This window comes from Clostridium lapidicellarium (assembly GCF_041224415.1).
In the GTDB taxonomy this organism is placed as follows: domain Bacteria; phylum Bacillota; class Clostridia; order Clostridiales; family Clostridiaceae; genus Clostridium_B; species Clostridium_B lapidicellarium.
This window is the reverse complement of record NZ_JBGFFE010000004.1, coordinates 39,631-62,626: the sequence shown is the minus strand read 5'-3', so window position 1 is coordinate 62,626 and position 22,996 is coordinate 39,631. Positions and strand designations below refer to the sequence as shown.

At 35.7% G+C, this 22,996-nt stretch carries 22 protein-coding genes and 1 other RNA gene; 21 read left to right on the top strand and 2 right to left on the bottom strand.

Features of this window, described 5'->3' with window-relative positions; translation table 11 throughout:
- Window positions 1-77: 77 nt before the first annotated feature.
- On the bottom strand, window positions 78-1,118 hold the full coding sequence (locus tag AB8S09_RS04705; protein WP_294182384.1) for a CotS family spore coat protein: 1,041 nt from the start codon (window positions 1,116-1,118) through the stop codon (window positions 78-80).
- A 120-nt stretch (window positions 1,119-1,238) separates the two neighbouring features.
- On the opposite strand from AB8S09_RS04705, the gene AB8S09_RS04700 reads away from it, so the two are divergent.
- The 21 genes from AB8S09_RS04700 (at window position 1,239) to AB8S09_RS04600 (ending at window position 21,600) form a co-directional block, all read left to right on the top strand.
- Window positions 1,239-2,264 carry a deoxyguanosinetriphosphate triphosphohydrolase gene (locus tag AB8S09_RS04700; RefSeq protein ID WP_369868567.1) on the top strand — a complete coding sequence of 342 codons (1,026 nt, stop codon included), beginning with the start codon at window positions 1,239-1,241 and terminating at the stop codon, window positions 2,262-2,264.
- Between the two features lie 216 nt (window positions 2,265-2,480).
- The gene (gene dnaG / locus AB8S09_RS04695) at window positions 2,481-4,253 is read left to right on the top strand and encodes a DNA primase (RefSeq protein ID WP_369868566.1); all 1,773 of its coding nucleotides are present in this window, start codon (window positions 2,481-2,483) and stop codon (window positions 4,251-4,253) included.
- Window positions 4,253-5,338 (top strand): RNA polymerase sigma factor RpoD, encoded by a 1,086-nt coding sequence (gene rpoD / locus AB8S09_RS04690; RefSeq protein WP_294182387.1) that lies wholly within the window; start codon window positions 4,253-4,255, stop codon window positions 5,336-5,338. Before dnaG ends, rpoD begins: the two co-directional genes overlap by 1 nt.
- A gap of 65 nt (window positions 5,339-5,403) precedes the next feature.
- Window positions 5,404-6,294 (top strand): PH domain-containing protein, encoded by an 891-nt coding sequence (locus AB8S09_RS04685; RefSeq protein WP_369868565.1) that lies wholly within the window; start codon window positions 5,404-5,406, stop codon window positions 6,292-6,294.
- Window positions 6,295-6,303: 9 nt separating this feature from the next.
- Window positions 6,304-6,984, top strand: coding sequence for a tRNA (adenine(22)-N(1))-methyltransferase (locus tag AB8S09_RS04680; RefSeq protein WP_294182388.1), 681 nt, complete (start codon window positions 6,304-6,306; stop codon window positions 6,982-6,984).
- Window positions 6,984-7,799, top strand: a complete 816-nt coding sequence (locus tag AB8S09_RS04675) for a Nif3-like dinuclear metal center hexameric protein (protein WP_369868604.1) — start codon at window positions 6,984-6,986, stop codon at window positions 7,797-7,799. The genes AB8S09_RS04680 and AB8S09_RS04675 overlap by 1 nt, the downstream gene beginning before the upstream one ends.
- Before the next feature lie 80 nt (window positions 7,800-7,879).
- Window positions 7,880-8,593, top strand: coding sequence for a zinc ribbon domain-containing protein (locus AB8S09_RS04670; RefSeq protein WP_369868564.1), 714 nt, complete (start codon window positions 7,880-7,882; stop codon window positions 8,591-8,593).
- A 72-nt stretch (window positions 8,594-8,665) separates the two neighbouring features.
- Window positions 8,666-9,036: RNase P RNA component class A (gene rnpB, locus AB8S09_RS04665), an RNA gene on the top strand.
- Between the two features lie 129 nt (window positions 9,037-9,165).
- A complete protein-coding gene (locus AB8S09_RS04660; protein ID WP_294182390.1) occupies window positions 9,166-10,206 on the top strand; it encodes a cell wall-binding repeat-containing protein in 1,041 nt (346 codons plus the stop codon).
- A gap of 85 nt (window positions 10,207-10,291) precedes the next feature.
- Window positions 10,292-10,489 (top strand): hypothetical protein, encoded by a 198-nt coding sequence (locus AB8S09_RS04655; RefSeq protein WP_294182391.1) that lies wholly within the window; start codon window positions 10,292-10,294, stop codon window positions 10,487-10,489.
- 162 nt (window positions 10,490-10,651) lie between these two features.
- Entirely contained in the window at window positions 10,652-11,428 is a 777-nt protein-coding gene (lgt, locus tag AB8S09_RS04650) for a prolipoprotein diacylglyceryl transferase (protein WP_294182392.1), read from the top strand.
- A gap of 229 nt (window positions 11,429-11,657) precedes the next feature.
- On the top strand, window positions 11,658-11,807 hold the full coding sequence (locus AB8S09_RS04645; RefSeq protein WP_369868563.1) for a PocR ligand-binding domain-containing protein: 150 nt from the start codon (window positions 11,658-11,660) through the stop codon (window positions 11,805-11,807).
- Between the two features lie 19 nt (window positions 11,808-11,826).
- A complete protein-coding gene (locus AB8S09_RS04640) occupies window positions 11,827-12,558 on the top strand; it encodes a helix-turn-helix domain-containing protein (protein WP_369868562.1) in 732 nt (243 codons plus the stop codon).
- A 331-nt stretch (window positions 12,559-12,889) separates the two neighbouring features.
- On the top strand, window positions 12,890-13,816 hold the full coding sequence (trxB, locus tag AB8S09_RS04635) for a thioredoxin-disulfide reductase (RefSeq protein WP_369868561.1): 927 nt from the start codon (window positions 12,890-12,892) through the stop codon (window positions 13,814-13,816).
- Between the two features lie 16 nt (window positions 13,817-13,832).
- A complete protein-coding gene (locus AB8S09_RS04630; protein WP_369868560.1) occupies window positions 13,833-14,165 on the top strand; it encodes a thioredoxin family protein in 333 nt (110 codons plus the stop codon).
- A 45-nt stretch (window positions 14,166-14,210) separates the two neighbouring features.
- Window positions 14,211-14,681 carry a glycine/sarcosine/betaine reductase complex selenoprotein A gene (gene grdA / locus AB8S09_RS04625; RefSeq protein ID WP_369868559.1) on the top strand — a complete coding sequence of 157 codons (471 nt, stop codon included), beginning with the start codon at window positions 14,211-14,213 and terminating at the stop codon, window positions 14,679-14,681.
- Window positions 14,682-14,799: 118 nt separating this feature from the next.
- Window positions 14,800-16,335 carry a glycine/sarcosine/betaine reductase complex component C subunit beta gene (gene grdC / locus AB8S09_RS04620; RefSeq protein ID WP_369868558.1) on the top strand — a complete coding sequence of 512 codons (1,536 nt, stop codon included), beginning with the start codon at window positions 14,800-14,802 and terminating at the stop codon, window positions 16,333-16,335.
- A 26-nt stretch (window positions 16,336-16,361) separates the two neighbouring features.
- Window positions 16,362-17,501 carry a glycine/sarcosine/betaine reductase complex component C subunit alpha gene (grdD, locus tag AB8S09_RS04615; protein WP_369868557.1) on the top strand — a complete coding sequence of 380 codons (1,140 nt, stop codon included), beginning with the start codon at window positions 16,362-16,364 and terminating at the stop codon, window positions 17,499-17,501.
- 252 nt (window positions 17,502-17,753) lie between these two features.
- Window positions 17,754-19,040 (top strand): fluoroacetate reductase subunit FarE, encoded by a 1,287-nt coding sequence (gene farE / locus AB8S09_RS04610; RefSeq protein WP_369868556.1) that lies wholly within the window; start codon window positions 17,754-17,756, stop codon window positions 19,038-19,040.
- 3 nt (window positions 19,041-19,043) lie between these two features.
- Window positions 19,044-20,363 carry a glycine/betaine/sarcosine/D-proline family reductase selenoprotein B gene (locus AB8S09_RS04605; RefSeq protein WP_369868555.1) on the top strand — a complete coding sequence of 440 codons (1,320 nt, stop codon included), beginning with the start codon at window positions 19,044-19,046 and terminating at the stop codon, window positions 20,361-20,363.
- A 61-nt stretch (window positions 20,364-20,424) separates the two neighbouring features.
- Complete coding sequence (locus tag AB8S09_RS04600) at window positions 20,425-21,600, top strand: hypothetical protein (protein ID WP_369868554.1); 1,176 nt, start codon at window positions 20,425-20,427, stop codon at window positions 21,598-21,600.
- Window positions 21,601-21,664: 64 nt separating this feature from the next.
- On the opposite strand, the gene AB8S09_RS04595 is transcribed toward AB8S09_RS04600, so the two are convergent.
- On the bottom strand, window positions 21,665-22,882 hold the full coding sequence (locus AB8S09_RS04595; protein ID WP_369868553.1) for a S1C family serine protease: 1,218 nt from the start codon (window positions 22,880-22,882) through the stop codon (window positions 21,665-21,667).
- Window positions 22,883-22,996 lie beyond the last annotated feature (114 nt).

The window sequence follows — 22,996 nt, the reverse complement described above, 5'->3', positions numbered from 1 at the left end:
GTGGATGATATTAAAAGATAATTAACCGACCTTTTGCTTTTTAGGGAAAGGTCGGTTTTATGTGCGGAAGTTTAAAGTCATTGGAAGGTAGTATCAAATTTTTTTTCTATATATTTTCCAAATTCTATTGTGAATTTAAGTTGATTTTGACAGCTGCTGGAATATTTTTTTAATAAATAGATAAAAGAATTATGATTGCACTTCAATATATTATTATAATAATCCCTCGATATTTTCCAAAATTTTTGAGGAAACGATAGATAGGAAATAATATATTTGTAGTCATCTAGGGTCAGCGGGAAAGTTTTTTCATAGAGTTCCAGACAGGATATGGTGGTATCAAGCCTCCAATTGGTGGAGTTCCTTTTTAGGAACCTTCTGAAAAAATAGGATATATCATGGGCACAGTAATCTATACTGCATTTGTCGAAATCAATTACCCAGATATTATTTTCTTCATCAAATATTATGTTTTTGTTTACGTAATCTAAATGACATAGGCTGACACTTAGATTTTTATAATTTATGTTTGAAGATATTCTGGCTGATATTTTGGCCAGCATGAAATTTATTTCAAAGTATCGTAAAAATAATGTAGAAAATTTGTCCTTGTATTTAAAAGCTAAATTTGAGCAATTTAAAAGTTGATTTAAGTGTTTTTGAAAAGATATATATATATTTTCAAAATTTACCCTAAGTTTACTTCCGTCTATTGGAAAAAAATTTTTGCTTACGAGATGCATCTTGGATAAATTGGAAATTGCATATAGTAAATGCAGACTATCGTCATAGCTGCATTTGACTCCTATTATCCAGGGAGTCATTATGAAGAGCATTCCTTTGTATTTTACGAAACGATTTTTTCGGATTGTAGGCAGTATTCTGGGAACTCTGATCCCATTTCGAGAAAGCCATTCTATTGCTGAATATACGAAAAGCAAATTGCTTTCGTCGAAGTATACCTTTTTTAAACAGTAATTTTTGTTTGAATAATTTACCTTATATACGGCTCTTTGTTTATCTGTATTTTTAAATTTAATTCTGATTATATCTGCATCTGCCATATCATAATGAGGCAAAATGTATTTTTTTACGTTTTCCTCAGATAATAAATCCATATAAAACTCCTTAAAATTTCTTTCTCTATAATAATATTAAAAGTTTCTTTATATTATACATTTTCATTAAAAAAAGGAGTTTTCAGCTGTGAAGTAGAATAAATTTATGAGGTGATTGCTGTGAAGATAAGGGAAAAGATAGAGCACAAAGAAAAATTGATACTGATACCTCAAGCTGCCTTTTCTGTTGAAACAATGGGAAGGAATGTAAAGGAAAAAAAGGATGATATAAGAACCGATTATATGATAGACAGAGACAGAATAATACACAGCAAATCTTTTAGAAGATTAAAGCATAAAACTCAGGTATATATAAAGATGCCGGGAGATCATTATAGAACTAGGCTTACTCATACATTGGAAGTGAATCAGATAGGAAAGACCATAGGCAAGGGAATAGGATTGAATGAGGATTTGATAGAAGCTATAGCCATGGGACATGATATTGGACATGTGGCTTTTGCCCACAGTGGTGAAGAACTGCTCGATAAACTTCTGCCGCAGGGCTTTAAGCACAATGAAAACAGTGTGAGGGTACTTACTAGAATAGAAAAACAGGGCAAGGGGCTTAATTTAACAAGGGAAGTACTGGATGGGATATTACATCACAGCGGTTTTACAGATAAGTCAAAGGCCTTTACCCTGGAGGGACAGGTAGTCAGATACAGTGACAAGATAGCTTATGTGAATCATGACATAGATGATTCCATAAGGGCTGGGCTGTTGAATGAAAGCGACATACCTGGTATTGCCATAAAAGTATTGGGGAGAACCAACAGCAATAGAATAGATACTCTGGTTAAAGACTGCATTTATACTACTATGGAAAATATTAAAAATGGAATAAAACAAGTTGCTCTCAGCAATGAAGTATTTGATGCACTCTGTGTACTCAGAAATTTTATGTTTAAAAAAATATATAAAGGAGATATATTGAAGGCCGAGAGAGATAAAGCTAAATTTGTACTTGAACAGGTATTTAACTATTTTTTCAAACATCCGGACAAAATGCCTGAATTTTATTTTAACATTGTAAAGGAAGAGGGTATTTACAGGGGAGTGGCGGACTATATATCCGGAATGAGCGATGATTATTGTCTTATAATGTTTCACAACATATATGTACCTAAGTTTGTTATATGTTAAGGAATAATTTCTGCTATTATATGGGTAAAATACAATTGGGTAGTAACTGAAATTGAAGGATATTTAATTTCTGTAAAGAATATATATAATATATTCTTACTTGGGAATAAAAATTTTTAGCATTAAAGAAGGAATATAGTAATTTATGTCGAATATATTTATCCTTGGACGCAATAATTTGGGTTTATTAATTTTTAAGATAGGTGGGATTATTTAGTGATATCGGAAGATGTCATTCAAAAAGTAAAAGAAGAAAATGACATAGTGGATGTAATATCTGAAAGTGTGAAGCTTAAAAAATCGGGGAGAAATTATATGGGATTATGTCCCTTTCATCATGAAAAAACTCCATCTTTTAGTGTATCAAGAGACAAACAGATATACAAATGCTTTGGATGCGGAGAAGCGGGAAATGTATTTACATTTATAATGAAGTATAAAAATTTAAGCTTTCCAGAAGCAGTGAAGTTATTGGCAGATAGAGTAAACATAGATATAGATTTTGATAAGGGCAGCAGCCATAGAAAGAATACTTTTCAGAAACTTTACAAATTAAATACGTCGGCTGCAAGGTATTTTTTTAACTGTTTAAAGAAAAGTGAAAGCGCTAGGAATTATTTGTCGAACAGGGGTATAACTGAAAATACCATAAGGAGATTTGGATTGGGATATTCTGTTGACAGCTGGAATCATATGCTTAACTTTTTAAAAAATGAGGGATTTACGGAACTGGATATGGTTTCTGCAGGACTCATAATCAAAAGCCAGAAGGGAAATTATTACGATAGATTTAGAAATAGGATAATTTTTCCTGTATTTAATAGCAGGGGGAAGGTAATAGGATTTGGAGGAAGGGTACTTGATAATTCAAAACCTAAGTATTTAAATTCACCGGAGACTTCTCTATTTAAGAAAGGCACTAACCTTTACGGACTAAATTTTGCACTGAAGGGGAATTTTTCAAGAGTGCTTATAATTGTAGAGGGTTATATGGACTGTATATCTCTTCATCAATGCGGCATAACCAATGTGGTGGCTTCGCTGGGAACAGCCCTTACTGTAAATCAGGCTAGACTTATGGCAAGATATGCAGATAAAGTTATAATATCTTATGATGCAGATACGGCTGGTCAGATGGCAACGGTACGTGGTATGGATATACTAAAGAAAGTTGGCATGGAAGTTGAGGTACTGCAGATACCGGACGGCAAGGATCCAGATGAATTTGTCAGGGACAACGGCAGAGAGGGATTTTTGAAACTTGTAGATAAAGCTGTTCCCCTTATAGAGTATAAAATCCAAAATATAAGGGAAAGCGTGAATTTTAACAGTACGGAAGGTACTGTTAAATATGCAGAGAAAGTACTTGAAGTACTGGCAAAAGTGGATCCTATAGAAAGAGAAGTGTATTTGAAGAAATTATCGGAAGAAACAGGCATAAGAGATCAGGTACTTTATGATATGTTAAATGAGAGGAATATCCAAAAAAATGTAAAAAAACATGAAAATATGAATATAGATATGGGTTTTGGACAAAAATTATATTTAGAACCAGCATATTTAAAGGCGGAAAGGGCTCTCTTAAAGTTAATTCTTGAAAATGAGGAGGCTTTTAAATATTCACTGGATAAAATAGGTGCTGAGGATATTATACTGGAAAGTCACAGGAAAATATATGGATATATAGTGAAGAATATGAACTATGATGTAGAAAAACGAAAAAAATTGATAGAGGTAAAGTGCGATGATGTGAATACATCTAAAGAGTGGGTAGAGATTATGGATACCAGGATATTATATGATAATTATGATTATAGAGGTTTAATAGATGATTTTGTAAATAAGATTAAAAAACATAGATTAGAGGAATCCAAAAATTATATTATTGGTGAAATAAAAAAGTTCGAATCTGAGGGAAGATTGAATGAATCTTTGAAATTGGCACAAAAGTTAATTGAAATACAGAAAAGGATTGGTGAGTTGCAGTAATGGTTAAAGGAGGCAAGAAAATGAAGAGTAGAAATTCAAAAATACAGCTAGTCAAAAAGCTTATAGAAAAAGGGAAGAAAAAAGGCACTTTAACTTATAAAGAGATAATGGATGAATTGGAAGAGGTGGATTTAAGCCCTGAACAGATAGAGAAAATATATGAAACACTCGAATCCATGGGTGTAGAAGTAACTGGAGATTTAAATGGGACTAATAAAGATGAAAAGAATTTGGATTTGTCGGTTCCGGAAGGTGTGGCCATAGATGATCCAGTTAGAATGTATTTAAAAGAAATAGGAAAAGTTTCATTGCTCTTGCCGGAAGAAGAAATATCCCTTGCCAAGAGAATAGAGGCGGGAGATCAAGAAGCTAAAAAGAAACTTGCGGAAGCTAATTTGAGATTGGTAGTCAGTATAGCGAAGAGGTATGTAGGCAGGGGAATGTTGTTTCTGGATTTAATCCAGGAAGGAAATTTAGGGCTTATAAAAGCAGTTGAAAAGTTTGACTACAGAAAGGGGTACAAATTCAGCACCTATGCTACCTGGTGGATAAGGCAGGCAATTACAAGAGCAATTGCAGATCAGGCAAGGACTATAAGAATACCTGTCCATATGGTGGAGACAATAAATAAACTTATCAGAGTTTCCAGGCAGCTGCTTCAGGAATTAGGCAGGGATCCACATCCTGAAGAGGTAGCCAAGATAATGGAAATGCCCGTGGATAAAGTTAGGGAAATTATGAAGATAGCCCAGGAACCCGTATCCCTTGAAACCCCTATTGGAGAAGAGGAAGACAGCCATCTTGGAGATTTCATACCGGACGACGAAGCACCTGCACCGGCGGAAGCGGCAGCTTTTACAATGCTCAAGGAACAACTCATAAATGTTCTTGACACCTTGACTCCCAGGGAGGAAAAAGTGCTGAGGCTGAGATTCGGGCTGGATGACGGAAGGGCAAGAACTTTGGAAGAAGTCGGGAAGGAATTTAATGTGACTAGAGAGAGAATAAGACAGATAGAAGCCAAGGCTCTTAGAAAACTGAGGCACCCGAGTAGAAGCAAAAAGTTAAAAGATTATTTAGATTAAAGCACCAATTAAAGGTGCTTTAATTATTTTATGATATAATTATTAACAAAGAAGGTGATAGTGAAGTGAAAATTACCTATAGAGCTGCAAAAGGAGTAGGTGTGTATTTTATTATAGGTTTGATGATTTTGTATGATGCCGTACTTATATTTTTAATAAATTTTGTGAATTCCTATGAGATATATAATTTATTAAAATTTACATTGCTCTTTTTAAATTTATATCAGCTTTATTATATTGTTATTTGTGGTACTCTTAAATATTCGATGGATGAAGATAATTTGTATATAACCAGTGCGCTTAGTCTTAAAAATGAAGAAATTCCATTTAAAACTATTCAGATGTACCAGAGCTCACAGGGACATATAAGGGGAGTTAAATTATCAGGATACGGTAAAAATAAATTTGCAATAGGTAGATCTTTTATTGATAAGATAGGTAACACCTATATGTTTGTCACTTCGACTAAAAATGTAGTGTATTTAAAAACAGATACTGCAAATTATGGATTATCTCCGGAGAATTTTAAAAAATTTACAGAAGAATTAGAAAAAAGAAGGATAAATTGTTTTAAATGGGAAAATAGACTGAGTAAGAGTATTTCCATAAACAAGGAACCTAAATTTTTCATTCCATTTATAATTACTTCTATAGTTGTTGTTTTACTTGCGTTGATACCGATAATCTTATACTTGTATGGAAAATTACCAGATAGAATGCCCGTTAGTTTTGACACGAGATTTATGGCTGTAAAGTTTGGGACAGGCAAACAATTTGCATTCAAACAGATGTCTTATGGAATCTTAAACATGGGAGTACTTTTTTGTATGTATTATGCAGGATATATTTACTCAAAATATGATAAAAGGTATTCTTATAAATACATATATATATCTTTTATAGTGGCACTGTTTTATTTTATCATGCAGATTAGAATACTCTGCACGTTTAGATAGGAGAAGTATATGGAAATCAGTTCAAGGCTAAAAACTGTTGCGTGTATGGTGGATAAATGCCGCTGTGCAGCGGATATAGGTACGGATCATGGATACGTGCCTATTTATCTGATAAAAAATCATATTTGCAGCAGGGTTATAGCATCAGATATAAATATAGGTCCCATAAAGAAGGCTATGCTCAATGTAAAATCTGAGAATTTAAGCGGCAGGATAGATTGCAGACTTGGAGAAGGTCTTTCCACCATAGCTCCTGGAGAAGCAGAGGAAATAGTGATTGCAGGGATGGGAGGAAATCTTATAGCGGATATAATAGAAAGCCATATTGATGTATTTAGAAAGTCAGATTCTTTTGTACTTCAGCCCATGCAGAATTCAGAGGTACTGCGGGAGTATATCTATAAAAAAGGTTTTAAAATATTAGATGAAGAATTATGTATTGACGAAAATAGATTTTATGAGATAATTAAAATAGAATATGCTTCTGATATAGAGAAAGTTGACAGTATATTTTATGAAGTTGGAAAAATTTTAATAGAAAAAAAGCATAGGTATCTCTCAAAATTTATAGAAAGCAAGATAGAAAATTACAGGAAAATAATTTTGAATATAAAGGGCCATACCGAACTGGCCAATAGAAGGAAAATAGAGCTACAGGCTAAAATAAGGAAATTGCGGGAGCTGATATGATGCAGTTGAAAATAAATGATATAAAGAATATAATTGAAAAGTATGCACCTCCTAGACTTAAGGAAAGTTATGACAACGTAGGACTTATGGTAGGAGATATGGAATGTGAGGTCACTTCCATATTGGTGTCATTGGACTGCACTTTGAAGGTTATAGAAGAGGCACAGCAAAATAAATGTAATCTTATATTTACCCATCATCCACTTTTGTTTAAAAGGCCGGACAGTATAACTGTGGGCAGCTTGCTTGGCAAAAAGATAATGATGCTGATAGAAAATCATATAAATGTTTATTCCTGTCATACCAATCTTGATTCTGCACAGGGAGGAATAAATGATATAATTATGGAGATGCTTGGGTTTGATTCCAGTGACGTCATTGAACCTGTGAAAGTTGATGGCAGATTAGAATATAGGGATGGAATAGGAAGGATAAGCCGTCTTAGAGAACCTATTATTTTAAGCGAGCTCTGCAATAAGGTAAAAAGGTGTCTGGAAATACCTTCAGTTAGGTATGTGGGAAATGAGTTTAAGCTTATAGAAAAGATTGCAGTGATAAATGGAAGCGGACAGAGTTATTTTAATGAAGTAAGATTGCAGGGAGTCGATTGCATAATTACAGGAGACACCACTTATCATTATGTCAGTGATTTTGAAGAACAGGGTATAGCGGTAATTGATGCAGGTCATTTTGGGACTGAATGGCCAGCTATGAAAAAGGTAGCTGTGTTTTTGCAAAATAAAATAAAATCCCTTGGATTTGAAAATAATGTGATTTTATCAAAAGTTAACAGAGATCCATATAAATGTAAGTAGAAATGAATTTAAATTCATTTCTACTTTTTTGTATTAAGTGATTTTAAAGTTCAGGTAGCAGAAAGGGGAAGAGAAAATAAATGTTAGATTTACTTTTAAAAATTCAGCAGGATAGAGAGATTATAAAAAAAGCGGAAAAAGTTTTAAAGGAAAGACCCAATAATGATTTTATGAAAGAGAAAAAGAAACAGTTCGATGAAAAAAAATCAGAATATAAGAATGTAGATTCCAAGCTTAAAATGGTTAAGGAAAGCATCGAGCAGTTTGAAAAAAAACTTCAGGATGTAAGAAAAGAATTGAAACAGGAAGAGGATAAACTTTATGGAAATATGAAATATGATTTGAAATTCATAAATACTCTGGAAAAATCTATTAAATTAAAGGAAGACGAAATCAAGGATCTTGAAGAAAAGAGTTTGGATATGATGTGTGAAGAGGAAGATCTGTCAAAGGAAAGAGATGTTCTCAGAAAAAAATTAATCGATATAAAAGATGAATTTTATGAAAATAAAAAATTTGGGAATGACAAGATAATTGAAACTAAAAAGAATATGGAAGAGGCTGAAAAGGATATATTGAATTGTGAGAAAAAACTTCCCCCAAGATTATTGGATAAATTCAATGAGTTATGTTCTGTTAAAGGAACTGGAGCCGCGAAAATATTGAACGGGGTGTGCTCAGGATGCAGGATGAAAGTATCTGCCGTGACTATAGATGAGATCAAAAATCACAAGAATATAGTTTATTGTGACAATTGCGGGAGGATAATATATTATGGCGGCGATTCTAAATAATCTGTGGTTTTCTATATAAAAAATTTGAATTACTATTGTAATATAATAATAACTATGATAAGATGAGTAACGTAAGTAAACCAGACAATCGCTGCTTTAAAATTACAATTACAGCAGAGGAAAGTCCGAGCTTCATAGGGCAGGGTGCTGGGTAACTCCCAGTCAGGGTGACCTGAAGGAAAGTGCAACAGAAATATACCGCTGCAGAAACAGATTATATTTGATTTTGACTGCAGTAAGGTTGGAAAGGCGAGGTAAGAGCTCACCAGCGCAGGGGTGATCCTGCGGCTGTGTAAACCCCATCTGAAGCAAGATCGAATAGGAAAGCATGAGAAAAGTGGCCCGCTTTGCTTTCGGGTAGTATCGCTGGAACCCACTGGCAACAATGGGTCTAGATAGATGATTGTCTAATACAGAACTCGGCTTACAGATTTACTTACGGGCTGAAAACACTAGGCTGTGTGCTTGGTGTTTTTCATTTTGCCATACTCTTAAACGGATACATATATTTATAAAATGAATTATATAAATATATGAATGATTATATAATTTTTAGGAGGATGAGGTTATATATGTACAGAAAGAGTTTAAAATCAATTGCAGTTGTTGCATTTATGTCTTTGATTTTGACCACAGCTTTGTCAATTGGCCCGGTTAAGGCAGAAAACAGCAAAATTGTAAGGATGAGCGGTGTCAACAGATACGCGACTGCTGCCCGTGTAGCAAAGGTAAATTGGCCTAATGGAAGCGACAATGTGGTGTTGGTATCCGGGGAACAATATGCAGATGCAGCCAGTGCTTCAGTACTGGCCAAGAAATTGGATGCACCTATAATTTTAACTACACAAAATACATTGGATCCATATGCTAAAGATGAAATTGATATGTTAAAACCTAAGGTTATATATGTGATTGGCGGAGTTGGTTCTATTTCACAGAATATAAGAAATGAACTCAAAGACAATTATGCTCTGGCAGAATTGGGTGGAGCTAACAGATATGAAACCAATGTGAAGATAGCCGACAGATTGGTTAAATTAGGTGTTGATCCCAGCAATGTAGTGATTGCCAGCGGAAATGGATTTTCCGATGCCCTTTCAGCAGCACCGGCAGCAGCTTCCAAGGAGGAGATATTGCTGCTGGCAGATAATAATCAATCTTTAACTAAACCGGTAGTGGATTTTATAAAAACGAATAAGTCCAATGCGGTAGTTGTTGGAACTGAAAATGTGATAAATGACACTATCTATAATTCCCTTGGAGCAACTAAGAGGATAGATGGTGGGGCAGACAGGTTTGATACCAATTTGAAGGTATTAGATGCATTTAAGGACAGTTTTAAGGCTGGTAAGTTATATGTTGCAAGTGCAAGCCCATCGGTTCCGGACAATATGTATGCAGATGCACTGGTGGCCTCTGCAGTGGCTGGAAAATATTCAGCACCCCTTGTATTAGTGGATAAAGATTCAACGGAAGCTACAAATAACGCTGTAGCATATATAAAGAAAAATGCTACATCAGACACTGAAATAGGTATAGTTGGTGGATGCGGAGTCATATCCCAGAATTTTGAAGATGAAATAGCACCTATATATAATAAGGATTCAGAATAACTCAGTATGGTTAAATTTGTATTTAGCTCTTAACATTTTTGACTTTTTTATTTATAATAGATCTTAAAAACTTGGAGATGATATAATGAAAATAAGTCATGAATGCTGGCAGTGCGGGTGTGAAAAATTGGATTATGGGGGATCAAGATACTGTGTATTTGACAGCAGTTCAGGGCCGGTAATCATGAAAGATGAACCTGATGAATGTTTATTTGTTGATAAAGATAGCCATATCTTTGGGGATATCTACGATGAATTTCAAAAAAAGGGTTCACAGAAATAGTTTAAAATACAAAGAGTTTTGGAGAAATCCAGAACTCTTTTTTTAGCAAAATAACAGGACTTTACAAAAATTTCGATTGGTATATAATTTATAAATAACGGCTCTATTGACTTAAAGAATTTGGTATGAATTTTAAATTTAAGGAAAGGTTGTAATATACATATGAACCCGATAGCTTTTTCTATAAATGGTTTTGAAATAAGGTGGTATGGGATAATAATAGCTTTGGGAATATTGGCGGCTATTTTACTGGCTGATTCAAATTGTAAATATAAAAAGTATAATTTTGATATCCTGATAGATGTATTTTTAGTGTCATTTCCCTTTGCAATAATAGGTGCCAGAGCTTATTATGTTATTTTCCGATTTCAATACTATAAAGATAATTTGTTTGATATGATAAATATAAGGCAGGGAGGACTTGCAATTCACGGCGGACTTATACTTGGTATTTTGGCTGCTTATGTATTTAATAGATATAAAAAATTAGACTTCATAAAATTACTGGATTTTGCAGCTCCATCTATAATACTTGCCCAGGCAATAGGCAGGTGGGGGAATTTTTTTAACAGTGAAGCTCATGGAGGTCCTGTAAGCTATGAGTTCATAAGCAAGTTTCCACTTTTTATACAAAAAGGTATGCACATAGATGGTGTCTATTACCATCCTACATTTTTATATGAATCCGTCTGGAATCTGGCAGTATGCATTATTTTAATTTATATTTTAAGAAGAAAATATGAAAAGGGAGCTGTGATTTCGGCTTATGTGGGGTTATATTCTTTTGGAAGATTTTTTATAGAGGGGCTTAGAACAGACAGTTTAATGCTGGGAAATATAAGAGTTGCCCAACTGGTGAGCCTGATAGGGGTGACACTCAGTATAGTTTATTTATTATATCTGAGAGCTAAAAAAAACAAGGATGTATCTCAATCATAGATTTTAAAAAAGAAGCTGAATAAGCTTCTTTTTTAATTTGCAGCAGATAACGGTGATTATTATGGAGTGTTTACTAGTATAAGTTAAATGTATTATAATTAGTTATAGAATGGAAATTATCTATAAAAATTCAATATAAAATTAAAACATGATGACATATTCATTTGATTTCTATTCGTCAGAAGTTTAAAACAATTAATTTATATTTTTTATGGAGGGAGGGATTAACTTGAAAAATAATTTTCCCAATTTAGACTATATAATAAATGTAAATAATTTTCAGAAAATTCAAGATGCCATATCTAAAGTGGCGGGTACATCTTTATTGACTGTTGATTATAAAGGAACACCTGTTACAAAACATAGTAATTGTAGATAATCAGTATTTAGGAGCATTGGTGGGCGGTCAAATTCTAATTAAAGGGAATTACGAAAAAAATGAACTTGAATGTATATCTGAAGATATGTTCGCAAAAGCAAGGCTATTTAATAAAAAAAAGATTGAAGAATCGTATAAAAAAATTAAGACGTTTTCACTGGATAAAATTAAATCAATTGCTAATATGATATTCCTCATTAGTAATTATATAGTGGAGGAAGCTTTGTTAAAGATAAAATTGAATGAAATGAATGAGGAAATATTAAGGACAAGTAAAAATAAGAATGTAGAAGAAACTTTATTAAAGATGAAACTAAATGAAATGAGTGAAATAATATCAATGACAGGTAGAAATAAAAATATGAAAGATATAAATATAATGCGGGAAAAAGAATCTGATAGAGTATATAATTTAATCGATGCCCATAATAAGGAAATTTATAATAATACTTTTGAAGTAAAAGAACAGAGGAACAACATAATTTTGAAACCAGCTTTGGAATATATTAAAAATAACTGTTGTCATAGTATTAGTCTAGATGAAATGGCATCCTTATGCAATATTAGTTCCAGCTATTTTAGTAAACTTTTTAAAAAGGTCACTGGTGAAAATTTTTCCAATTATATAAATAAATTAAGAATGAAAAAAGCAAAAGAACTACTTGAGAGTTCGGATATTTCTATTAAAAATCTTTCTATAGATTTAGGCTTTGAAGATTGTGGATATTTTGTAAAAGTATTTAAAAAATAGTTGGTGTTACACCATCTTCATATAGACTACAGCATAAGTTTAAACACAATGAAGTACAATGAATAGATGTATTTAGTGCAAAAAGATATAATTGCTATAAAAAAAGTAAACGTTTTATTACATCAAGATTACAGAATAATTCAATGAATATTGTCTGCCGATTTACTATAATTTAATTATAAACTAACTGATAAGTAAAGGAAATTTCTAATTTGTCAAGTTAATAATACAGAGTATAAGGTCAGAGACTTTATACCCATTTTTGTTTTCAAAAGGAGAGTCATCAATGGAAGAAAAATTTATTTGCAAATAAATATGAGGAGGTAATAGAGTGTTACATATTTACGATTCAATAATAATTGGAGGAGGACCAGCAGGTTTATCGGCAGGTCTCTATGCAGCAAGATCTAAAATGGACACTTTGCTAATAGAGAGGGCAAAATATGGAGGACAGATAACTACAACGGATGAACTTGAGAATTATCCAGGTTCCATTGAGAATTGTACAGGAACGAGTTTAAGTGAGAGAATGAAAAATCAAGCTTTGGACTTTGGTGTGAAATTTGCTAAAGATGAGATATTAGATGTTGATATTGAGGGTATAATTAAAGTTTTAAAGAGTAAAAAAAATGTCTATAGAGCTAGAACAATAATAATTGCCACAGGTGCAAATCCGAGGCTGTCAGGTTTTAAAAATGAGAAAGAATTGAGAGGAAGGGGAATCTCCTATTGTGCAACCTGTGATGCGGATTTCTTTACAGACCTGGATGTGGCAGTAGTGGGCGGTGGAGATTCAGCCATTACAGAAGCTATCTACCTTACGAAATTTGCAGAGAGCGTTACAGTCATACACAGGAGAGATGCCCTTAGGGCGACAAAATCTCTGCAGGACAGGGCTTTTCACAATCCTAAGATAAAATTTATATGGAATTCCATTGTGGAAGGGGCTTTAGGGGATGAAATATTGGAAGGATTACTTATAAAGAACAAGATTACAGGTGAAACCAGGAATTTGAAAGTAGACGGGTGCTTTGTATTTGTAGGGTATGAACCTATATCACAGCTGTTTCAGGGGAAGGTAACTATGGATGAAAAAGGTTATATTGTGACAGATGAGGATATGAGAACTAATATTTCAGGAGTATTTGCCGCAGGTGATATAAGAAAAAAATCTTTAAGACAGGTTATAACTGCAGCGGCAGATGGTGCTGTAGCAGCAACTACTGCAGAGAATTATATAGAAGAAAATAAAAATTAAAAGGGAGGAAATTGTAATGATTGAATTGACAAAACAAAATTTTGATGAAGAGGTTTTAAATTGTGATGATAAACCTGTATTTGTGGACTATTGGGGAGATAAATGCGAAATATGCAAACAGCTTATGCCGGGAGTGCATGGACTGGAAAAAGTATATGGCTACAAAATAAAATTTGCCAGCCTTAATATAAGCAGTGCAAGGAGGTTGGCAATTTCTCAAAAAGTTCTAGGATTGCCGACGATGATTATATATAAAAACGGTGAAAAAATGGCCGCTATAACTGCAGATAAAATAAGCACTCTTGATGATGTGAAGAGCTTTATAAAATCTACATATGATAAGCTTTAAAATTAAATGAAGTTCAAAATAAATATTAAAAAAGGAAGAGATAAAATGTTAAAGGGTAAAAAGGTAATTGCGATAGGAGACAGGGATGGCATACCTGGCCAGGCTATTGAGGCCTGTGTAAAATCAGCCGGAGCAGAGGTTATATTTGCTTCTACAGAATGTTTCGTTTGAACGGCTGCGGGAGCTATGGATCTGGAGATCCAACAGAGAGTAAAAGATCTAACGGAAAAATACGGTGCGGAAAATATAGTTGTAGTTTTAGGTGGAGCAGAGGCAGAAGCATCAGGCCTTTCTGCAGAAACGGTAAGTGCGGGAGATCCGACTTTTGCTGGGCCGCTTGCAGGAGCAGCACTTGGACTTGCTGTTTATCATATAGTAGAACCTGAAATAAAGGAAGAATGTGATGCTGCAATTTATGATGAACAGTGCGGTATGATGGAAATGGTTCTTGATGTAGAAGATATTATAAGTGAGGTAAAGACTATAAGAGACCAGTATTCAAAATATAATAAATGATACAGATAATTTCATTAAAAAGGAAAAGCGTTTGGCAAAAAATAATTTTGATATTAGAATAAAAAATAATAGCATGCAGGAATGCATGCTATTATTAAAATAAATAGGAGGTTTTAAAATGAATTTTCCCGTTGTTAAGCAGGCTTCTTATGTTTTAATCAATACACCGGATATGGTGGTACATAATGGTACTACTCAAACTTTGGAAAGGAAGACAAATCCGGATTCGGATTACCTGAAGCAGATAAAAAATCACTTGAGATCCTTTGAGGATGTGGTATCCTATGCTCCTAATCAGACTTATATAGGGAATATGACACCTGAGAGTTTATCCGAAATAAAAAGACCCTGGTATTTAAGCAGGGTGGATGGGGCCAGCAGGTTTGGCAAGTTTGGAGAGATAATGTGTCAGGATGAGTTTTATGGATTATTGAAGATATCCGATGTATTTGATCTGGTGATTCTGGAAAAGTCATTTACAGAGACTGTAAAAGAAAGCTTTGCAAAGCATCCAGTTTTAAGCGGCAGAATTGATGAATTAAAAGAAGGAGAAGACATAGAGAATATAAAGAATCTCGTAGACAATGGAATAGCAGAAGGCCTTTACAGGGATGACAAGCTGGTGGGATGTGTAAAAAGAGCCCATGAATTTGATCCGAATCTGTCAGCACATACCATGATTGAAAACTTGTCAGTAAAGGCATCAGGTGTTTTAGCACTTATGTACCTTGTAAAAAACTTTAAATTGGATGTAAGTCAAATTGATTATCTAATAGAATGTTCAGAAGAAGCAGTAGGTGATATGAATCAAAGGGGAGGGGGGAATACCGCCAAAGCCTGTGGTGAAATAGCAGGAATAAAAGGTGCTACTGGAGTTGACATGAGAGGTTTTTGTGCGGGGCCTGCCCATGCACTGATTACAGCTGCGGCACTGGTCCAGTCTGGTGTGTATAAGAATGTGGTAGTGTTTGCAGGCGGATGCACTGCCAAACTCGGGATGAATGGAAGGGACCATGTGAAAAAAAATATACCTATCCTGGAAGACTGCCTCGGGGGTTTTGCAGTTCTTGTGTCTGAAAATGATGGGATAAGCCCGGTACTTAGAACTGATGTAGTGGGGAAACATACAATAGCCCACGGTGCTGCCCCCCAGGCTGTAATACAGGCCTTGGTGCTTGATCCACTGGCCAAGAACGGAATGAAAATTACGGATGTGGATAAGTTTGCACCTGAAATGCAGATACCTGATATAACAGAACCTGCAGGTGCCGGGGATGTGCCGACACAAAATTATAAGATGATAGGGGCCCTGGCAGTCAAAAGCGGACAGCTTGAGAGAAAACAGCTGCCTTTATTCGTCAAGAAACATGGTTATCCCGGATATGCATCCACTCAGGGACATATACCATCCGGCGTTCCTATCATAGGACACGGCATAGAACATATAATGGGTGGAAAGCTGAACAATTTTATGGTAATAGGTAAGGGAAGTTTGTTTCTTGGAAGAATGACGAATCTGTTTGATGGAGTATCTATACTTGTAGAAAAAAACAATGGTGATAAAGAGGAGAACACTGAAGTATCCAAAGATGAGGTAAAGAAGATCATAGCACAGGAAATAAGGAAATTTGCCCAGCAGTTGATGAATGATTAGAATTTTTGATACAGAGGAGGGGAATTATGGACAGGACAAAAAAACTGATTGCGGAAGCATTTGAGGATATAGCCGATGGTATAGAAAAAGGAAGCTTTAAAAAAAGATCCAGAATAGGACTTACAGTTTATGGCTCGGAGCATGGAGTAGAGGAGATGATAAAAGCTGCACAGTTGGCGGGGAGTAAATACGGTGATTTTGACATAGTGCTTATAGGGCCGAAGATTGACTGTGGGTTTGAATCTGTAGAAGTAAGCAGTGCAGAAGAAGGCCATAAGAAAATGGTAAGCCTTCTTGAGGAAAAGAAGATAGATGGGTGTGTGACACAGCATTTTGATTTTCCAATAGGGGTATCAACTGTAGGAAGAATAGTTACACCGGGCAGCGGAAGAAATATGATAATTTCAACCACTACAGGTACTATGGCCACGGGTAGGGTGGAGAGTATGGTTAAAAACTCCATAGCTGGTATTGCAGTTGCAAAGTCCATTGGTATAGATAATCCAACTGTGGGAGTTTTGAATGTAGATGGAGCCAGGGGTACACAAAGGGCACTTGAGGAACTGCAGAACAGGGGATACAAAATTAATTTTGCTCAATCTCTCAGGAAAAATGGAGAAGCACTGATGAGAGGAAATGACCTGCTCTCAGGTACCCCGGATGTGATGGTTTGTGACTCGCTGACAGGAAATCTGCTCATAAAAATTTTTGCAGCCTATACTACGGGAGGAAATTATGAGACTCTGGGATATGGATATGGTCCTGGAATAGGAGAAAATTATGATAAGCTGATAAATATAGTATCCAGGGCTTCTGGGGCACCTCTTATCTGTGAAGCACTTAAATACTGTGCGATGTGTGCAGAAGGCAAAGTACTGCGGGTGGCGAAGAATGAATTTCAAAAAGCAGAGGCTGCAGGGCTGGAGGAAATATTGAAAAAGGATAAACCCTCAAAGGTTGAAGAGGTGAAAGTACCACCTAAGGAAGTTGTGACCTATGCAATACCGGGAATAGATATACTGGAACTGGACAATGCCTGCAGGGTATTATGGGAAAAGGGTATATATTCTGAAAGCGGAATGGGCTGCACTGGGCCTGTGATTCTGGTAAGTTCTCAAAAGGGTGAAAAAGCCGTAAAAATTTTGAAGGAAGCAGGATATAAATAAGAGGGGAGGGATAAGGTAACCCTCTTATTTATTTTCAAAGGTTCCGTATTTATCATGACAATAAATTACAATGAAATGAGTTCAGCTAGTATAAAAAAGTACAATTTCTAAAAAAAAGTAAACGTTTTATTACATTAACATTACCGAATAGTTCAATGAATATTACCTACTAGTTTACTATAATTTAATTATAAACTTGACTCAAGTTACAAATATTTTTATGACAATTCATGACTTGAATATAGGAAAGGGATGATTATAGTTATGAGTAAACGTCTGCAAATCGATTATATCGATGTTAAAAAGGTTCAATTCGGAAATAAATCCGAGCTGGTTGACGGTGTATTGACAGTTGATAAGGAAGAACTTTATAACCTAATTAATAATGACTTGTTTGCATGGATGAATATCCAATTGGTATGCCCTGGTGAGAGCTGCAGGATGTTGGCGGTGCATGACATCATGCAGCCGCGCTGTAAAAAAGAACATCCAGAAGAATCTTATCCGGGAATTTGGGGAAAGCTGGCACCTGCAGGTGAAGGGGAAACGGTAGCACTTAGAGGTGTAGTCGTTTCGGACATTTATTATGCAAAGTGTAATGTTAAATATTATATGGATATGGGCGGCCCATGTGCGAAATATACTCATTTTTCAAAACATTATCATATAGTTATCGATGCTGCACCAGCTGATGGTGTCAGTGATTTGAGTTATGCGGAAGCGTTAAAACATGCTTCACTGACAGCAAATGTATATTTGGCTAAGCTAGGTATTGATCTAAAACCGGATGAAACAGAAGTTTTTGAACTCGAACCAGTTGGCCCAGGAAAGGATGGCAAACCTCTACCTAAAGTGGCATACTTTGTTACCCATATGGCCTCGCATGATACTTGGAATATATTGTACTATGGGCAAAGTGCACTTAATTTTCTCCCTATCGTAGTTCAGCCTACGGAAGTGCTGGATGGAGCTTTCCTATGGAAATATTGGGAATGCAATTATTACCTGCAAAACGAGTTGTATATAAGGGAACTTATGAAGCGTCATGGCAAGGATCTTGAATTTGTAGGAGTTGTTTTCGCGAATAACGTTATGAAAATTGATGGAAAAAATACCATGGGCATGATTGGAGCGACATTATGCCGTGATACATTAAAAGCGGATTGTGTCGTGATCAATAAGTCAGGTATGGGACATTGCCAGCTTGATTCGGCGCTGGCTTTTAACTGGGCAGAAAAAATGGGTATGCCGTGTGTAATGAATCTTTCGGCTGTGTCCAATGATCGCCCAGGTGATATGCTGGTAATCTCTGATCCTAAAGTTGATGCTGTTGTCAACAGCGGGCGCAATTATACGCTTCATCACCCGAGAGTTAAACGACTGATTGGGGAGAAAGCTGGAGTTCCTAGTTTAGCTGGTGTTGATCCCTGGGGGCCTTTTGATCATACCACCAATTTTGCGTATCAGGGAATATGGTCTCAGTTGGGAGATTGCTACGTGACTACAGATTCAAATATTCCATGGAAAGAAGAGGTGTAAATCATGGCTAAAAAGTATCGAATAGTTCATTATATAAACCAGTTTTATGGGGGATTTGGTGGAGAAGATACTGCAGGTATGGATATAGTTGTTAAAGAAGAGCCTGTGGGATCAGGTTTAGCAATGAAAAATATGTTTGGTGACAAAGCGGAAATTGTGGCTACGATTATTTGCGGGGACAATCATATTGCTGAAAATCTGGAAACAGTAGTGCCTAAGGTAGTTGAAATTGTAAAAAAATACAATCCGGATATGTTCATTGCCGGTCCTGGCTTCAATGCTGGAAGATATGGAATGGCCTGTGGCGCGACGACAGCAGCAGTTGTTGAAACCCTGAAAATTCCGGGCGTTACAGCATTATATGCTGAAAATCCTGGAACTGATGTGTATAAAGATCGCTGCTATATTCTCAAGACAGAAAACAATGCCAGAAAGATGAGAGAAGTTATAAAAAAAGTAGTTGATTTTTCCCTTCGATTGGTGTCAGGAGAAGCAATTGGGGATGGCAAGAAGGAAGATTACCATGGAAGCGGCCCAGCCATTGAAATCGATTATTCAATACCAGCACCAAAACGAGCCATTAACATGCTTTTAGCTAAGTATTACAATAAGTCTTATAGAACGGAAGTGGTTATGCCCAATCATGAAAAAATTCCAGTTCCGGTACTTGATAAACCCTTGTCAGAAGCAAAAATTGCACTTGTTACTGATGGAGGCTTAGTACCGAAGGGAAATCCTGATAATATGGTTGTTACTAATTCGACTTGTTTTAAATATCACTCAATTGAAGGAAAAGACAAATTAAGTCCTGAAGATTATGAGGTAAGACATCAAGGTTATAATAATGCCTTTGTTCTTGAAGATCCCAATCGACTTGTACCGGTTGACGCAATGAGGGTACTTGAAAAGGAAGGCGTTATTGGTTCTTTATTTGATTCGTATTTTACAACTGCAGGTGTGATGACTCCCATGGAGAAAGGTAAGAAATTTGGTGAAGGTATTGCCAAAATAATGAAGGAACACAATGTTGATGCGGCTATATTAACGTCCACCTGAGGAACTAGTTCTCGCTGCGGTGCAGTGATGACAAAAGAAATTGAACGAGCAGGTATTCCCATCGTTCAAGTGACGAACTTGACGAAAATCGCCGAAGGTATAGGTTCTAACAGAATTCTTCGAGGAAACAGCGTCTTGCATGTTTTTGGTGATCCTTCGCTGCCAAAGGAAAATGAAGTGGCCTATCGCAAAAATGCTGTCAAAAAAGCTTTAAAAATGCTTGAAGAAGTGCCGGAAGAGGGTAAATCAGTAATCGAGGAAATTTAGGCAAAAGGCAGGTAATGCAATAATATGGCAATATGTTAAAATTAAAAGGAGGTTATTCTTTATGGTTAAGAATAATAAATATAATGTTAATACAACTGACCCAATACCTGTGAATGTTGTTGATCCTTCTACAAAAAAAATATGGACGGCTGAATTATGTCATGATTCAGATGGATTTTTTCTAAAGCAATCCTCCGATCAAAGCAAGAACGCAGAGTTATTTTTGAGTCCGGGCTGGATTGATTTACATGCCCATGTTTACTATGGTGTAGGAGCCATATCCATACCCCCGGATTCAATTGGATTTGATACCGGTGTTCATTTTATAGCTGATGCTGGAAGTTCGGGTGAAGCTACCATTACTGGATTGAGAAAATATGTTGTACCTGCCTTTAATACTCCCATTAAAGCTTGGTTAAATATATGTTCTACTGGTTTGGCACAAATACCTGAAGCTACAGATATTTCTGCAATGGATGTAGCAAAAACGGTCAGAGCTGCTAATGCAAATCGTCCCTTTGTTTGCGGCATCAAAATCAGAGCGGAAAAAACCACTGTCGGTGCAATGGGTATACAGCCGGTAAAACTTGCAGCTAAAGCTGCACGAGAAGCGGGAATGCGCCTTATGGTACACATTGGACTTCCAATGCCGTGTATTGAGGATATATTGGATATTTTGGCTCCAGGTGATGTAGTATCACATATTTATCATGGAAAATTAAATTCACCCTGGACTTCTGAAGGTAAACCAATTCCTGCTATGGAAAGAGCTTTGAAACGTGGTGTTCTTATGGATGTGGCCCATGGGATAGGCAGCTTTAGTTTTGAAGTTGCAAAGAAGGCAATAGCGGCCGGATATCCTCCATTTACTATCAGCTCTGATGCCCACGTTTTAGGCATAAACGGTCCTGTTTATGATCTTCCGACCACAATGACTAAATTATGTGCTGCGGGTATGAATCTTATAGATGTGATAAAAGCGGTGACAACATCACCTGCTAGTATATTACAGTTAGATGATTGGTGCAACTTGAAGGGAAAACTGCACAATGCAACATTGTTTAAACTTAGTACATCTGCTCCTGCATCCAGAAAATTTATTGATTGTGTTGGCAAAGAAATTTTCTCTGAGAAATACATTATTCCTGCAGCTATAATTACGAAGAAGGGAATTAAATGGTTGGAGTATCCTCCTGAAAATATAAAAGTAAACATTGATCCTGCGGTACACATATAAGATTGAATATTGAAAGTTAAAAAAGCCTGCTGCATAATTAATTATATGCAGCAGACCTTATTTTTTATTCTGTTAAAGTTAACTGAAGTGTTTTAGTGTTTCCATTTCTGTAGACCACAATTGCAACTGTATCACCGGAATTATGTGTCGATTTTATCTGATTTATTTCTTCTACGGTTTTTATGGATTTACCGTCAAATTTTTGTATTATGTCTCCTTCCTTTAATCCGGATTTTTCAGCTGGACTGGACGGTTCAACTTGCTTTACATAAACTCCCTGAGGTATGTTATATTGTTTTGACAAGCTGGAATCAATGTCTATGCAGGCAATTCCAATCTTTAATATAGGTTTTAAAAGACCATTCAGTTTGGAAGCAACAGTATTTATTGGAATGGCAAATCCTATGCCTTCAACTCCGTTTCCACCTACTTTGGCTGAATTTATTCCTATTACCTGTCCTAGTGAGTTTACAAGGGCACCTCCACTATTGCCCGGATTTATTGCTGCATCCGTCTGTAAAAAGTTCTGGGTGGTATTTCCCACTGTAACTTCCCTTTTCGTAGCACTTATAATGCCGCTTGTAACAGAACCCAAGAGTTCCTTGCCTAGAGGGTTGCCTATGGCTACTACCGAATCGCCAACCTGGACGTTGTCAGAATTTCCAAGTTCCGCTACTGCTGGCATCTGAGTTTTAGAGGTCACCTTTATTACAGCCAAATCTTGGTTCTGATCATAATTTACAACTTTGGCCGGAACGGTTTTTTTATTGCTCAATATCACGCTTATGCTTTGGGCACCTTGTATTACATGGTAGTTTGTAAGTATATATCCGTCAGAATTTATTATTATACCTGAACCCATTCCATCATCTTCACTGCTTTGATCGTCTGAAAAACCAAATATATCCGAGTATTCCGATATTGACTTGGTGGAAACTCCAACTACGGTCGGACTTACTTTTTTAGCTATTTGAGCTATGGTGAGGCCGTTTTTGTTTGAAGTGGATACAGGAGAAGCTTGTGTCTGCGGAGCCCTTGTTCCTGTTGAATTCATGCTTTCATAAAGTGGTGTGTTTTTGAAAAAGTCTGTATTTGGAACCACGTATAAAAAAGCTGCGATAGATAAAAAACCACCTATTAAACTGGATATCACTATTACTGCTATATAGGAGAAAAATTTTTTACCTTTTGGATGTGTGTGTTTTTGGGAAAGCTTGTTTTTAAAACGTGATAATATGCTCATCTTTGTGGTGTTCTGATTTTTATTGTAATTATCATCCATATGAAAATCCTCCTCTATAAATTATTAGACTATATTATGATTATATAATAAATTTTTTTTGTTACAGTTATATGTCAAAACTGTAAACTAGTTATGACAATTCAGTTTATGTGT